This window comes from Nocardiopsis alba DSM 43377, from assembly GCF_000341225.1.
GTDB classification, from domain to species: Bacteria; Actinomycetota; Actinomycetes; order Streptosporangiales; family Streptosporangiaceae; genus Nocardiopsis; species Nocardiopsis alba.
In genome coordinates this window covers 115,238-129,603 of the sequence record NZ_ANAC01000012.1, presented here as the reverse complement: position 1 = coordinate 129,603, position 14,366 = coordinate 115,238, and the positions used below count along the sequence as shown (strand labels likewise).

General features: G+C 72.7%; 10 protein-coding genes and 2 pseudogenes. 5 read left to right on the top strand and 7 right to left on the bottom strand.

The window, feature by feature from the left end:
- Positions 1 to 56 precede the first annotated feature (56 nt).
- The gene (locus tag D451_RS0112970; protein ID WP_017534739.1) at positions 57 to 1,886 is read left to right on the top strand and encodes a glycoside hydrolase family 13 protein; all 1,830 of its coding nucleotides are present in this window, start codon (positions 57 to 59) and stop codon (positions 1,884 to 1,886) included.
- Positions 1,887 to 1,911: 25 nt separating this feature from the next.
- Here D451_RS0112970 and D451_RS0112965 read toward each other — a convergent pair whose 3' ends face one another.
- Positions 1,912 to 2,670 carry a thioesterase II family protein gene (locus tag D451_RS0112965; protein ID WP_026125029.1) on the bottom strand — a complete coding sequence of 253 codons (759 nt, stop codon included), beginning with the start codon at positions 2,668 to 2,670 and terminating at the stop codon, positions 1,912 to 1,914.
- 167 nt (positions 2,671 to 2,837) lie between these two features.
- On the opposite strand from D451_RS0112965, the pseudogene D451_RS27335 reads away from it, so the two are divergent.
- Positions 2,838 to 3,038: pseudogene (locus D451_RS27335) on the top strand (penicillin acylase family protein); the annotation flags it as partial.
- 236 nt (positions 3,039 to 3,274) lie between these two features.
- Positions 3,275 to 5,230 (top strand): annotated as a pseudogene (locus tag D451_RS28610) (penicillin acylase family protein); the annotation flags it as partial.
- Here D451_RS28610 and D451_RS0112950 read toward each other — a convergent pair.
- A complete protein-coding gene (locus D451_RS0112950) occupies positions 5,178 to 6,284 on the bottom strand; it encodes a helix-turn-helix transcriptional regulator (RefSeq protein WP_017534735.1) in 1,107 nt (368 codons plus the stop codon). The pseudogene D451_RS28610 and the gene D451_RS0112950 sit on opposite strands and share 53 nt — an antisense overlap.
- Before the next feature lie 61 nt (positions 6,285 to 6,345).
- Here D451_RS0112950 and D451_RS0112945 point away from each other — a divergent pair, with 61 nt between their 5' ends.
- Complete coding sequence (locus tag D451_RS0112945; RefSeq protein WP_017534734.1) at positions 6,346 to 8,640, top strand: ATP-binding cassette domain-containing protein; 2,295 nt, start codon at positions 6,346 to 6,348, stop codon at positions 8,638 to 8,640.
- A 19-nt stretch (positions 8,641 to 8,659) separates the two neighbouring features.
- On the opposite strand, the gene D451_RS0112940 is transcribed toward D451_RS0112945, so the two are convergent.
- Entirely contained in the window at positions 8,660 to 9,505 is an 846-nt protein-coding gene (locus D451_RS0112940) for an NmrA family NAD(P)-binding protein (RefSeq protein WP_017534733.1), read from the bottom strand.
- Positions 9,506 to 9,637: 132 nt separating this feature from the next.
- Here D451_RS0112940 and D451_RS0112935 point away from each other — a divergent pair, with 132 nt between their 5' ends.
- Positions 9,638 to 11,155, top strand: a complete 1,518-nt coding sequence (locus D451_RS0112935) for a PepSY-associated TM helix domain-containing protein (RefSeq protein ID WP_017534732.1) — start codon at positions 9,638 to 9,640, stop codon at positions 11,153 to 11,155.
- On the opposite strand, the gene D451_RS26485 is transcribed toward D451_RS0112935, so the two are convergent.
- From D451_RS26485 to D451_RS0112915, 4 genes are all read right to left on the bottom strand, one after another.
- Positions 11,043 to 11,603, bottom strand: a complete 561-nt coding sequence (locus D451_RS26485; protein ID WP_017534731.1) for a copper chaperone PCu(A)C — start codon at positions 11,601 to 11,603, stop codon at positions 11,043 to 11,045. The two genes, D451_RS0112935 and D451_RS26485, sit on opposite strands and share 113 nt — an antisense overlap.
- A 122-nt stretch (positions 11,604 to 11,725) precedes the next feature.
- Positions 11,726 to 12,964 (bottom strand): Dyp-type peroxidase, encoded by a 1,239-nt coding sequence (locus D451_RS0112925; RefSeq protein ID WP_017534730.1) that lies wholly within the window; start codon positions 12,962 to 12,964, stop codon positions 11,726 to 11,728.
- Positions 12,961 to 13,572, bottom strand: a complete 612-nt coding sequence (locus D451_RS0112920) for an SCO family protein (RefSeq protein ID WP_017534729.1) — start codon at positions 13,570 to 13,572, stop codon at positions 12,961 to 12,963. Before D451_RS0112920 ends, D451_RS0112925 begins: the two co-directional genes overlap by 4 nt.
- A 53-nt stretch (positions 13,573 to 13,625) precedes the next feature.
- The gene (locus tag D451_RS0112915; RefSeq protein ID WP_017534728.1) at positions 13,626 to 14,198 is read right to left on the bottom strand and encodes a sigma-70 family RNA polymerase sigma factor; all 573 of its coding nucleotides are present in this window, start codon (positions 14,196 to 14,198) and stop codon (positions 13,626 to 13,628) included.
- Positions 14,199 to 14,366: the final 168 nt, after the last annotated feature.

Here is a 14,366-nt window from a genome sequence, read left to right as displayed (position 1 = left end):
CGTTTTCTTGCGACAATGCGTATCCCCTTACCCTCTAGGACCCTGGAGCGACCCGTATGCGTTTCCGCCACGACCCCCACCACGACGGCTCCCCCGACCACGTGACCTTCCACGAACACCACGCCCGCCTCCGGGTGCGGGTCCCCGGCGGCGCGGACGGGGTCTATCTGCGCGTGGTGGAGGACGGCGAGGCGCGTCTGGTGGAGACCGAGGTCGAGGCGGAGCGCGACGGCGTGGTCGTCTACGGCGTCGACCTGCCCCTGCTGCCGGTGGTCACCCCCTACCGGTTCGCGATCATCCGGGATCGGCGCTACACCTGGTTGAACCAGGAGGGCCCGCACGATCACGAGGTGACCGACGACGGCGACTTCCGGATCCTCGAGGCTCCGAACCCGCCCTCCTGGGTCACCGGAACCTCCGTCTACCAGGTCTTCCCCGACCGCTTCGCCCGGGACGACGACGGGGTGGAGCCGCCGACCGAACACCCCGAGTGGGCTCTGCCCCGCTCCTGGGACGACGAGCCCGCCGGGTTCGGGCCCCTGGCGCCCCGCGAGTACTTCGGCGGCACGTTGGAGGGGGTGCGCCGACACCTGGAGCACCTGGTCGAGTTGGGCGTCGAGGTCCTGTACATGACGCCCTTCTTCCCCGCCGGGTCCACCCACCGCTACGACGCCTCCTCCTTCGACGAGGTCGACCCGTGGTTGGGCGGCGACGCGGCCCTGTCCAGGCTGATCGAGCGGGCCCGCGAGCTGGGTCTGCGGGTGATGGGGGACCTCACCACCAACCACACCGGTGACCGGCACGAGTGGTTCCTCGCCGCACGAGCCGACGTGGACTCCCCCGAGGCCGGCTTCTACCACTTCGTCGACCACCCGGACGACTACGTGAGCTGGCTGGGCGTGCGTTCCCTGCCCAAGCTCGACCACACCGACCCCGGGCTGCGCGAGCGGATGTACGAGGCCGACGACTCGGTGCTGCTGGCGCGGTTGGTCGGCGAGGACGCGCTGGACGGCTGGCGGATCGACGTGGCCAACATGACCGGCCGGCTGGGCGCCCTGGACATCAACCACGAGGTGTCGGGCCGGATCGCGGAGCGCGTGCGCGAGGTCGCGCCGCAGGCCTGGCTGCTGGGCGAGCACTTCTACGACGCGGGCCCCGATACCCGGCACGACGGATGGCACGGGGTGATGAACTACGCGGGGTTCACCCGGCCGGTGTGGGCCTGGCTGAACACTGGCCCCGAAGGGGTGCGCTACGCGGCCACGCACACCTCGGCGCCGCTGCCCTCCCAGGGGGCCGTGGAGACGGTGCGGGCGCTGCGGGCGACCAACGCCGGAATGCCCTGGCGGGTGCGCACGCACAGCGTGAACGCGTTGAGCACCCATGACTCGGCGCGGTTCCGGACCGCGGTCGGCGATCCCCTGCTCCAGATCCTGGGCGTGGCCGCCCAGGCGACCCTGCCCGGCGTCCCGTTCGTCTTCGCGGGCGACGAGATCGGACTGACCGGCAGGGACGGGGAGAACTCGCGGACCCCGATGCCCTGGCACCGGCCCGAGACGTGGGACCGCGAGGTGTTCGAGGCCCACCGGCGCCTGCTGGCCCTGCGCCGTGAGCTGCCGGCCCTGAGCGAGGGCGGCCTGCGCTGGCTGGACGCGGGCGAGCACCACATGACCTTCCTGCGCACCCTGGGCGAGCAGGTGGTCCTGGCGCATCTGACCGACGGCGCGCACGGGCCCACGAGCGCCACGGCGACCGACCTGGGCCTGCGAGAGGCGACGGTGATGGAGAGCGTCGGGGAGGTCGAGGTCTCCTTCGACGACGGGGTGGAGCTGTCCGCCCGGGGGCCGGGTCTGGTGATCGCGGTGGGTTCACGCGACGGCCTCTGACCCGGGCCCCGCCCCGGCGGGGGCGTCACACCCTCCCCGGGGCCCTCCGCAGGACGCTCCGGATGTCCTCGGTGATCCGTTCGACCAGCGCTCCGGTGCGGCCGGTGAAGTAGAAGTGCCCGCCGGGCAGGGTGTGGTGGCGGATGTCGCCCTCGACGTGGTCGGCCCACCCGGAGAGGCGTTCGGGCGGCATCCCCTGGTCGTCGGCGCCGCCGAACACCGACACGGGGACGGTCAACGGCGCGGCCCGGGGGTCGGGGTTCCAGGTGTCGACCAGTTCGAGGTCGGCGCGCATCAGGGGCTCGACGTAGGACCACAGGTCGGGGTCCTCCAGGGCGCTCCTGGGGGTACCGCCCATACGGACGATCACCTCGCGGAGGCCCTCCGCGGAGAACAGGTGTCGGGGCCGGCGCCGTTCGGCCCCGGGGGTCGGACTCCAGGCGGAGGCGCCCAGCCAGATCGGCGGCGTGTCGGTGAGGCGCCGGGTCATCTCGTAGGCGACCAGAGCGCCCATACTGTGGCCGAAGAGGGCGTAGGGCCGGTCGAGTTCGGGGCGTACGACCTCGCACAGGTGATCGGCCAGGGCGCCGGCATCCCGGAGGGGTTCGGCCTCGATCCGGCGGGCCCGCCCCGGGGCGTCCAGGAGGCAGACCTCCCAGTCGGCGGGGAAGTGCCGTACCCATCCGCGATATCCCAGGTGGGATCCGCCCGCGTGGTGCAGGACGAAGATCCGGAGCGTGCTGTGGGGGACGGGTCTGATCCGGGTCAGGGCACCCTCGGGCACGGTTCCGACCACCTTCCTACTTGTGGGTAACAACGCGAACCTACCAGTGAGTAATAAACCTGGCGAAACCGATCACCTCCCTGGTCTCCGGCTTCCCGCCTCCGGTGCCTCCACCGGCGCTCGAGGGTAGGTACATCGCGAGCCCCGCCCCCACGGAAAGGCCCGCCATGGAGCGCACACACGTCGTCGAAGCACTCGACGCCCCGGTCGAGGTCGTCGTCGACCGCTGGGGCATTCCCCACATCAGGGCCCGGAGCGCCGGCGACGCCTTCGTCGCCCAGGGCTTCACCGCCGCCCGCGACCGTCTGTTCCAGTTGGACCTGTGGCGCCGTCGCGGCCTGGGACTGCTCTCCCAGGCGCTTGATCGTGCTTTTGTGGATCATTCCGCGCTCGCGTGGCCAGGCTTCCTCTCACGGCGCCGACATCACTCGGACAGCCAAACCCGGGCTGCCCCTCGCTCGTCGTCTGGCGAGAGATCACCTGGCGGCCGCTCGCCACGGATCGGCTCCGCCGATGCCGAACGAAAGCATCCACAAAAACACTCCCTGGCCCCTCCCACGTGGAACGGGACCGGGCCGCCCGACTCTTCCTGTACCGGGGCGACATGGCCACCGAGTGGTCCTCCTACGGTGAAGGGGTACGCGAGGCCGCCGAACGCTTCACCGCCGGGATCAACGCCTACATCCGCCTCACCGAACTCGAACCCGATCTTTTGGGCCCCGACTTCGCCGCCCTGGGCACGACCCCGTCCCGCTGGTCGCCCGAGGACCTGTGCCGGATCCGCTCCCACGGGCTGTACGCCAACGCCGAGAAGGAACTGGCCCGTGCCCTCACCCTGCGCGATCTCGGCCCCGAGGCCGAGGACCTGCGCGCGGTCCGCGAGCCGCGCCTCCCCCTCCGTCTCCCCGAGGGGTTCGACCCGGACGTACTACGGCCCGAGGTCCTGGACGTGTACCGCCTGGCCTGCGCTCCCGTCGACCTGTCCGGCGCCCGGCCCCGCCCCGCGCCGCTCGAACCCGACGGCAGCAACAACTGGGTGATCTCGGGCGAACGCACCGCCACTGGGCGCCCTCTCCTGGCCAACGACCCGCACCGGACCGTCGGTGCCCCGGCCCTGCGCCACATCACCCATCTGAGCTGCCCGGAGTTCGACGTGATCGGCGCGGGCGAACCGGCGCTGCCGGGGGTGTCCATCGGCCACAACGGTCACGTGGCCTTCGGGCTGACCATCTTCCCGATCGATCAGGAGGACCTGTACGTCCACGAGCTCCACCCCGACGATCCCGGGCTCTACCGCCACCACGGCTCTTGGCGCCCCTTCGAGAGGACGACCGAACGGATCCCGGTCCGGGGCGGCCCCGCCCACGAGGCCGAGCTGGTCTTCAGCCTCTACGGACCCGTGGTGTACACCGATCTCGAACGCCGCGCCGCCGTGGTCGTACGCGCCGCCTGGCTCGACCACGGCATGGCCCCTTACCTGGGCTCGGTCCGGTACATGCGGGCCCGCGACGGTCGAGGGTTCCGCGAGGCCCTGCGGGTGTGGGGCACGCCCGGGGAGAACCAGGTCTATGCCGACACCGAGGGTGACTTCGGCTGGATCGCCGCCGGACGGGTGCCGGTCCGTACCCGAGGCGACGGCTCCATGCCGGTCCCCGGCGACGGCGGCCACGAGTGGGCGGGATCGCGCTCCGGATCGGACCTGCCGACCGCGCGCCGTCCCGCCTCGGGGTGGTTCGCCTCGGCCAACGAGAACAACCTCGGTCGAGCCCGGGCGTGGACGCCGTTCACCGTCACCCGCGACTGGGCCCCGCCCACCCGCTACGAGCGCATCGCCGAGGAGCTGTCCTCACGGACCGGATGGACGGTCGAGGACGTCTGCCGGCTCCAGTCCGACGTGGTGAGCCCGGTCGCGCGCGCGGCCCTGGCCTCGCTGGGCCGCCACTCCGACGCCCTCGCATCGGCCGGGCCGGACACCCGGCGGGCCTGGCGGCTCCTGCGCGGCTGGGACGGCTCCATGGCCGTCGACCTCCCCCAGCCGACCTTGTTCGAGCACTGGTTCCGCCACCGCCTCCTGCCCGCCCTGCTGAGGGAACGACTCCTCCCCCTGGTCGGAGCCGACCGGGTCGAGGAGGCCGTCCGCGGCGTCTCCCCCGGTCGGGACACGGCGCTCGACCCCCGGATCGGCCTGAACCTGTTGGAGGAGGCGGTCGAGAGCGGCGAGATCGGCCCGGTGGCGCGTTCCCTGGCCCTGGCCCACCGGGACCTGGTCGACCGCTCGGGGCCTCTCGGGCCGGCGTGGAACTGGGGAGAGCACCACTTCGCCCGGCTCGATCATCCTCTCGCCCGGGCCGAGGACCCGCCGGCCTGGGCGTTCGGACGCCGGGTCCCCCGCCCGGGCGGCGCCGACACCGTGAACCTGACCGCCTACGACTCCTCGGGGCGCCAGTACCACGGCGCCTCCTTCCGGATCGTGATCGACGTGGGCGGCTGGGATCATTCGGTGGCGATCAACGCCCCGGGGCAGAGCGGGGACCCTCGGAGCCCGCACTACGACGACCTGACCGACCGGTGGGCCCGGGACGCGTACTTTCCGCTGCTGTACTCCCGGGAGGCGGTGGACCGCCATCGGACGGAGATCCTCCATCTGCTTCCTCCGGGGTGACCGCGCGGGCCAGACGGGCGGAGAGCTCCGCGATACGGTCGACGAACCCCTCGGGCCCCTCCACCGTGAAGTCCAGACCGGTCAGGGCCAGCACCATCGCCATCCACTCGTGGGAGTCGACCCGGGCCGTGTAACGGGCCCGGTCCGCCCCGACCGGCTCCAGGGTCCCGTCCACCCGCACCAGCCGCGCGGCCACCTCGCCGGCCGAGGCGTGGAAGAGCACGGTCACGGTGTGCCGCTCCTCCGCGCGACCGAACCGGCGCTCCAGGTGGTCGGCCAGGTCCCGGGCCGGCGGCTCCCTGCGGGTGTAGGGGGCGTGGGTGGGGGTCGCCTCGACGATCCGGTCCAGCCGGAAGGACCGCCAGTCCTCGCGTTCGTGGTCCCAGCCGAACAGGTACCAGCGCCGCCGGAGCAGGATCAGCCGGTAGGGGTCGACCCGACGTCGTCGTTCGGCCCCGTCGCGGCCCCGGTGGAGCAGCCGCACCCGATGCCCGGCGGCCACCGCCTCGCCCAGGGTCGTGACCAGGTCGGCCGAGGGCCCGGGCCAGACCCTCCGCCCCGGGTCCACCGCCGCCGACAGGGAGGCGGCGCGTCGGGACAGCCGTGAGGGCAGAACCCGTTCGATCTTGCCCAGGGCACGCTCGGCCCCCTCCTCCACGTCCTCGACCCCGCTGAGCCCGCCGGCCACCATACGCAGCCCCAGGGCGACGGTGACGACCTCGTCGTCCTCGAACATCAGCGGCGGAACGGCGTTGCCCGCCACCAGACGGTAGTGGCCGCCGGGGCCGCGCAGACTCTCCACCGGATAGCCGAGCTCGCGCAGGCGGTCGATGTCACGGCGCAGGGAGCGCGGGCTGGTGTCCAGGGCCTCGGCCAGGGCCGCCCCCGACCAGGAACGGCCGTTCTGGAGGAGCGAGAGCAGGCGGAGCATCCGCCGTCCGGTGTCGGCCATGGTCGACATTCTCCTCGAATTGTGGCCGGATTCCGACCACAACCTTTCCTAGCGTGGCGACATGAACACTCCAGACCTCGACCGCCCGGGGATCACCGTGGTCGGCGCTCGCGAGAACAATCTGTGGGACGTCGACGTGACCCTGCCCCGCGAACGGCTCATCGTGTTCACCGGGGTGTCCGGCTCGGGCAAGTCCTCCCTGGTGTACGACACGATCGCGGCCGAGTCGCGACGCCGGCTCGACGAGACCCACGACAGCTTCGCCCGGAGCAGGCTGGCCCGGCCGCGCACCCCCGACGTCGACCGGATCTCCCGACTGACGGTGACCCTGGCCGTGGATCAGCGCCGGTTCGGCGGCAACGCGCGTTCGACGGTGGGGACCGCCACCGACCTGGCCGCGCCGATGCGCTTGCTGTTCTCCCGGATCGGGACCCCCGCCGCCGGGTACTCGCCGGCATTCTCGTTCAACGACCCGAGCGGGATGTGCCCGGGGTGCGAGGGCCTGGGCACCACCCGGCGCATCGACACCGACGAGCTGTTGGACCCGGCGCTGTCCCTGGACGAGGGCGCGATCCGCCTGCGCGCCTTCGCCCCCGGCACCTGGCGTTGGAAGCGCTACGTGCACTCGGGACTGTTCGACCGCTCCGCGCCCGTGGGCTCCTACACCCCCGAGCAGAGGGATCTGCTGTTGCACGCCGAGAACCTGCGCCCGCCCGACCCGGACCCGGAGTTCCCCGTCACCGGGGTGTTCGAGGGGGTCGTACCCCGGATCACCCGGAGCCTGCTGGACACCGAACGGCCGAACGAACGCGACCGGGCCGACCTGGAGCGGGTGGTGCGACGGGGCATCTGCGACCTGTGCGGGGGCGCCCGGTTGAACCGGGCGGCGTTGGAGTGCCGGATCGGCCGGTACAACATCGCCGACCTGTGCGCGATGCCGATCGTCGAGCTCGCCGGGGTGGTGGCCGGGATCGACGACCCCCGGGTCGCCCCGGTGACGGCCGCGCTGGCGGAGCGGCTGCGCGGTCTGGAGGAGGTGGGGCTGGGCTACCTCTCCCTGGACCGGGTCTCCTCGACCCTGTCCGGTGGCGAGGCCCAGCGGGTCCGTCTCGTCCGGCATCTGGGCGGATCGCTCACCGGGCTGACCTACGTGCTCGACGAGCCCGGCGCGGGGCTGCACCCCTCGGACGTGCGTCGGCTCATCTCGCTGCTCACCCGGCTGCGGGACGAGGGCAACACGGTGCTGGTGGTGGAGCACGATCCGACCATGATCGCCGCCGCCGACCACGTCGTGGACCTGGGGCCGGGCGCGGGGAGCGCGGGCGGACGGATCGTGTACCAGGGGTCGGTGAAGGGGTTGCGCCAGGCCGACACCCCCACGGGACGCCTCCTGCGCGCGGAACGACGGCTGCGCGAAGAGCCGCGGACGCCCGACGGCCACGTGGAGATCCGCGACGCGCGGCTGCACAACCTGCGCGGGATCGACGTGTCCCTGCCCACCGGAGTGCTGACCGTGGTCACCGGTGTGGCGGGGTCGGGCAAGAGTTCGCTGGTGCACGGAGAGCTGCCCCGGGTCCGCCCGGACGCGGTGGTGCTCGACCAGGGGCCACTGCGCGGAGGTCCGCGATCCACCCTGATCACGGCGTTGGGGATCCAGAACGCGGTGCGGGGGGCGTTCGCCCGCGCGCACGGGGTGGCACCGGGATGGTTCAGCGCCAACTCCACCGGGGCCTGCCCGACCTGCCGTGGGCGCGGCGTGATCATCACCGACCTCGCCTTCCTGGAGGAGGTGGAGACCGTCTGCGAGGACTGCGACGGGTTGCGTTTCAACCGGCGCGCCCTGTCCTACACCCTGGCGGGGCACAGCGTCGCCGACGTGTCGGCGATGTCGGCCGCCCGGGCGCGGGCGTTCTTCGATGGTGTGGCCGGGGTCGAGGTCACGGGGGCGTTGGAACGGCTGGATCGGGTCGGGCTGGGGTATCTGCCGCTGGGCCGTTCCCTGGACACGCTCTCCGGCGGAGAACGTCAACGGCTCGCCTTGGCCCGGGAGCTCGCCGCTCCGGCACGCCTGTACGTGCTGGACGAACCCACGAGCGGTCTGCACGGCGGGGACGTCGCCGGGCTGGTGGCGCTGTTCCATCGCATGGTGGACGAGGGGGCGACCGTGGTGGTGGTCGAACACCGCATGGACGTGGTGGCCGCCGCCGATCACGTCGTGGACCTGGGGCCCGGGGCCGGCCATGAGGGAGGTCGGGTGGTGTTCGAGGGGACGCCGGAGCGTCTGGCCCGTGAGGGCGGAAGCGCGACCGCGCACGCCCTGCGCGCCCATCTGTCCATGACGGGACCGCAGGGGTGACCGTTCTCCCCGGTCTCTCCTAACGCAGGTCGGCCTCGTGGTCCAGGATCCACCGGTCCAGGCCCAGGGGCGGGTGTCCGGTGATCCGTTCCACGGTGTCCCACACGGGCTGTTCGGCCTCGACCATCGCGGCGTAGGCGGTGATCATCCCCTCGATGTCGGCGTCCTCCCAACCCTCGGACCGCATGTGCGAGCGCAGTTCGTCGAGGGGGACCTCTTCGAAGCGCACCCGCGTGCCGAGGGTGTCGGCGATGATCCGCACCTGCTCCACCTGGGTGAGCGGGGTCGGTCCGCTGAGCAGGAGGCGCTCTCCCCGATGGGCGCCCTCGCCCAGGACCCGGACCGCGACCTCGGCGATGTCGCGTTCGTGCAGCAGGGTGCGGCGGGCCTCGCCGAAGACGTCGCGGACCAGCCCCTCGCGGATCTGGTCGGCCCATTCGAGCAGGGAGGCGGCGAAGCTCGTGCAGCGCAGGTGGGTCGCCTTCGCCCCGCTCTCGTCCAGGGCCCGCTCCACCTCGGCGTGCATCGCGTTGATGGGGTCGGCCTGCTCGTCCCGTCCGTCGTCGATCCCGGCCGAGGACAGGTAGGCCACGTGCGCGTCCCGTTCGGCGAGGATCCCGGCGACCTCCCGCGCGTATTCGGTGTCCAGGCCGGGCCACACCAGGAAGACGGCGCCCACCCCGTCCAGGGTCGGGATCAGGGTCTCGGGGGCGGTGAGGTCCCCGCGGACCCACTCCACCCCGGCCTCCTCGGGGTGGACGTCTCGGCTCAACGCCCGGACCGGCCGGCCCGCCTCGACGAGAAGACGTCTCACCTGCGCGCCCACGTTGCCGGTGGCGCCCACCACCAGGGTCGTGTCCTTCACGGTTCCTCCTTCGTCACGGGCCCCTCCTCGCGAGAGGCCCGGATCAGACTCGCGTTCCGTCTCCGGCCCCGGCAACCGGTTTTCGAACCGCCCGACCCGCCGGGAACTCTTCGCCTCCCCAGGACGACGTGAGTGGTCGAGATCGAGGAAGAGGAGGACCGTGTGGAGACGACCGACGAACGGGCCGGAGGGCCGCCGAGCCCGGACCGGGAACGGCGACGCGGGGTGTGGGCGGCGCTGCGGCCGCTGATCCTGCGGGCGCACTTCTACGCGGGGGTGCTGATCGCCCCCTTCGTCCTGGTGGCGGCGGTCTCGGGGCTGCTGTACGTGTGGACCCCGCAGGTGGAGCGGGCGCTCTACGACGACCTGTTGCGGGTGCCGGCCTCCGAGCACTCCCTGAGCCTGAGCGAGCAGGTACGGCTGGCAGAGGACGAGGTCCCCGGGGCCCGGGCCACCTCGGTGCGACCGGCCACCGGCCCCGAGGACTCCACCCGCGTGCTGCTCGACCGCTCGGTCGAGGGCGTCCCCTACCGGGAGGGGCCGCAGACCGCCGTGTTCGTCGACCCCCATCGCGGCGAGGTCCTGGGGATCTCCGAGAGCTACGGCACCAGCGGCGCCCTACCGGCACGGACCTGGATCGATCTGCTCCACCGTGAGCTGCACCTGGGCGAGGTGGGCCGCCTGTACAGCGAGTTGGCGGCGAGCTGGCTGGCCCCGGTGGCCCTGGGCGGCTGTCTGCTGTGGCTGGCGCGGGCCCGACGGCGGGGAGCGCGGCGGACGCTGCTGCCCTGGAGCGGACGCGGGGAGGGTTCCGCGCGTTCCCGCACGGTGTCGGCGCACGCGACCGTGGGAGTGTGGCTGCTGGTGGGCCTGCTGTTCCTGTCGGCGACCGGGCTGACCTGGTCGAAGTACGCGGGCGCCAACGTCACCGATCTGCGTGCGGCGTTGTCGTGGACCACACCGACCGTGGCGACCGGACCCTCGTCGGACAGCCCCGGCGTGGACGCGGGGATCGACCGGGTGATGGACCGGGCGCGCGACGCGGGGCTGGACGGCCCCGTCGCGGTCGACCTCCCCCGCGACCACGTCTCCCCCTACGTGGTCACGCAGATCGAACGGTCCTGGCCCACCAAGGCCGACTCCGCCGCCCTGGCCCAGGACACCGGCGAGGTGGTCGACGTGGTGCGCTTCGCCGACCATCCGTTCATGGCCAAACTCAGCCGATGGGGTGTGGACGCGCACATGGGCGTGCTGTTCGGGATCCCCAACCAGATCGCGTTGACGGCGCTGTGCCTCGGCCTGGTGTACGTGATCGCGATGGGCTACCGGTCGTGGTGGCTGCGCCGTCCGGACCGGGAGCGGATGGCGGGGGTGGGACGGCCCCACCCCCGCGGATCCTTCCTCGCCCTGTCGCCACCGCTCAAGACGGCCGTGGTGGTGTTCCTGGCCGCCCTGGGGTGGGCGATGCCGGTCCTGGGCGTGTCCTTGGCGGTGTTCCTGCTGGTGGACACGGTGATCGGCCTGCGGGCGGGCGACCTCAGTGGTGGCCGTCGTGCTCCCCGGCGTCCTCGCCCCCGCTCGGACCTCCGGTCATCTCCAGCACCGGAACGTCCAGCTCGACCTCGGTCCGACTCGCGAAACCGAGGGTGACGGCGACGGTGTCCCCGACCTCCAACGGGTCGGGGATGTCGTTGACCATGATGTGGTAGCCGCCGTCCACGAACGTGGTGGTGCCGCCCGCGGGGACCGGGATCTCCTCGACGGTGCGCATCGTGGAGGCGCCCGACTCGGTGGTCTCGGTACGGCACAGTTCGGCGTCCTCGGAGGCGTCGGTGCTCACCGAGACCACGGCGTCGTCCTCCGCGGCGTCGTTGGAGACCTCCAGGTAGACCACGCCCACGGCCGGGTTGGCGGGCTCCGGCATCCAGGCGCCCGTGATGAGCAGGTCGCCGGCCTCGGCCCCGGCCCCCGGTTCCTCCTCGACGGCCGCCCGCTCCGGTTCGGGCTCCCCGTCGGTCCCGCAGGCGCTCCCCAGGAGCACCAGGGCCAGGGCGGCCGGAATGACCCCGCCGAGTCCGCGTACCCGCTCGTGACGCATGTCGTTCCTCCGTCTTTCGTGTTCGTCCGTCGTCTTCGGGAGTCGCCGTCCGACCCTCCCGGGTTCCCACCGCCCGCCGTCTCCTCGCGTGAGGCCCCTCACGGCGGGGCGGTGCCGCCCGTTCACGTCCACAGCCCGTGGGAGACGAACGGTTCGTCGTCCCGGAGCGGGGGCACCGCGAACACGGCGCTCCCCTCGTGGCGGACGTACCTGTTGAGCGCGTCGCCACCCTCGTCCAGCCGCCGCTGCACCGCCGTGAAGCCGGTGTTCGGATCGCCCTGCCAGGCGGTGAACAGCAGCCCCGTATCGGGCTCACCGTCCGCGTCCAGGCCCAGGTCGTAGTTGAAGCCGCGGCGGAGCATGCGCGCGCCCATGGTGCTCTCGGAGCCGGCCAGCCGGATGTGGGCGTCGGCGGGGATCACCGGCTCACCGTCCTCGTCACGGGCGGACAGATCGGGCAGGTCCTCCTCCCGTTCCCCGCCCAGCGGAGCCCCGTCGTCGAGGCGCCGCCCCACCACGCGTTCGCGTTCCCCCTTCGACAGGTCGAACCAGTCGTCCAGGAGCATGCGGATGCGGCGCACCACCACGTAGGTACCGCCGTCCATCCACTCCTCGGCGGGGTCGGTGTGGGAGGCCAGCACCTGTGGGGAGAACACCGCCTCCCCCGGGGACGGGTTGACCGTTCCATCGATCTGCCCCATGAGGTTGCGCGGCGTCGCGGAGGGGTCCTCGGCGGCCGCCGCCGAACGTTGGAAGCCCGGCAGTGACCAGCGGACACGGGTGTGCTCTCGTACCCGACCGAGCAGGTGGCGCACGGCGGAGCCGACCACCACCGGATCCTCGGCGCCCACGTGCAGCATCAGGTCGCCGCCGCACAGGGCCGGGTCGAGCCGGTCGGTGTCGAAGGCGGGTGGATCGGCCAGGGCCTCGGGCCGACGATCCTCCAGCCCCGCGCGTTCCAACAGACTCGGCCCCAGACCGAGGGTGACGCCCAGGGAGGCCGGACGCAGCCCCTGGGTGGGCGCTCCCTCGACGACCGACGCGAGACCGCTCTCGTGCAGTTCCCGGGCCCGATCGTGCCATTCCTCCAGAACCGTCCGGGCCTGCGCGGCCACGGCGGAGGGGGTGTCGGCGGTCAGGTCGACGGCGACCACGTGCACGTGAGCGGGGGTCGGGGTCCGCAGCGCGGGCACGAGGCCCTCGGCGGGCCCGCCCGCGGCGAGCATCAGTTCCCGCGCGGGGTCGGGCTCGGAGGAACCCCTGATCGCGCCCGCGCCGAACAGCCCTCCGGCGACCAGACCCACCGCCCCGGCCGCCCCCGCGCCGGCGAACAGTCCACGTCGGGAGGGCCCCTCGGTCACAGCAGTTCCCCGCTCAGGACCGGCAGCAGTTCGGCGATGTCGTCGGCCTCGACGCCCTCCTCGAACAGCCCCGCGGCCTCACCGTCGGGGGTCAGCACGACGATCCGGCCGCCGTGGGAGACCAGGTACTCGCCGTCGGTCTCCTGAGGCGCCTCGATGGGCACGCCGTAGTCCAGGGCCGCCTCTACGGTGACGTCGATGTCGCCGCGCACCCCCTGGAAGTCGGGGTCGAACCGGTCCAGCCAGGAGCGGAGCTGCTCGCCGGTGTCGCGCGCGGGGTCGCTGGTGACCATCACCACGTCGAAGTCGTCGGCGTCGGCCTCCGCGTTCTCCAGGGCCAGGGAGATCTCGGCCATGGTCATGGGGCACACGTCCGGGCAGCTCGTGTAGCCGAAGAAGAGCAGGGTGAGCCGGTCGTCGGCGACGTCGGTGAACCGCCAGGGGTCGCCCTCCAGCGTGGACAGCTCCATGTCCGAGGCGGGCATCGGGTCGTCGGACAGGTCGAGGTAGTAGTCGACGTCGGCGAGGTCGGTGCCCGACGAACAGGCGGTGGCGGCCAGCAGGACGGCGGTGGCGGCCAGGGCCGCTCGGGTCGTGAGTGCGGTCACGGAGGTTCTCCTCGGGTTCGCGGCCGACGTTCGGCCGTGGGCGGTTCGGGAGGTCACGCGGCCTCCCGGAGCAGACGGATCAGGTCCCGGCGTCCACGCGCCACACGGGAGCGGACGGTGCCGACCGGGACCCCGGTGAGCGCCGCGGTCTCGGCGTAGGACAGGCGACGCACCTGGGTGAGGACGAAGGCGGTGCGCCGGTCCTCGGGCAGTTCGTCCACCAGGTCGAGCAGGGCGATGTACTCGTCGAAACGGTCCGGGGCTGCCGCCGTCGTGCCGAGCGACCGCTCCCAGTCGTCGACCGGGTCGGTGCGGGGCGTGCGCCCCACGGCCCGGTAGCGGTCGACCACGGTGTGCCGGGCCACCGAGAGCAGCCAGGCGCGGACGGGGGAACGGCCCGCGTAGCGGGGCAGGGAGCGCACGGCCCGGGAGAAGGTCTCCTGGGTCAGGTCCTCCACCCAGCCGGGGTCCACCCGTCGGGCGATATAGCGGGTCACGTCGTCGCGGGTGAGCGTGAACAGGGTGTCCATCGCACCCGGGGCTCCCCTGCCGGCGTTGAGCGCGAGCCGGCTCAGATCGGTGTGCTCCTCGTTCGGGGCACGACCGACGTCGATGCCGTCGATCATCTTCACGGTCCTTCTGTCACCGCGCGCGACCGTCCGGAGGAGGGACGCCGATGGTCCTCGCTCCGGGATCGCGGTTCTGTGGGCTGCGGTGCGCGACGCACCGCGGGGACGCGGGAGGCGACCGGCCGAGGGGGCGGATCCGCCCGGGTGCGGAGACACCCGGCGACC

Bases quoted from the DNA above. Each gene is read 5' to 3' on its own strand.
- D451_RS26485 (WP_017534731.1), bottom strand. From the start codon at position 11,603: ATGCGTCACGAGCGGGTACGCGGACTCGGCGGGGTCATTCCGGCCGCC.
- D451_RS0112950 (WP_017534735.1), bottom strand. From the start codon at position 6,284: ATGGCCGACACCGGACGGCGGATGCTCCGCCTGCTCTCGCTCCTCCAG.
- D451_RS0112945 (WP_017534734.1), top strand. From the start codon at position 6,346: ATGAACACTCCAGACCTCGACCGCCCGGGGATCACCGTGGTCGGCGCT.
- D451_RS0112970 (WP_017534739.1), top strand. From the start codon at position 57: ATGCGTTTCCGCCACGACCCCCACCACGACGGCTCCCCCGACCACGTG.
- D451_RS0112915 (WP_017534728.1), bottom strand. From the start codon at position 14,198: ATGATCGACGGCATCGACGTCGGTCGTGCCCCGAACGAGGAGCACACC.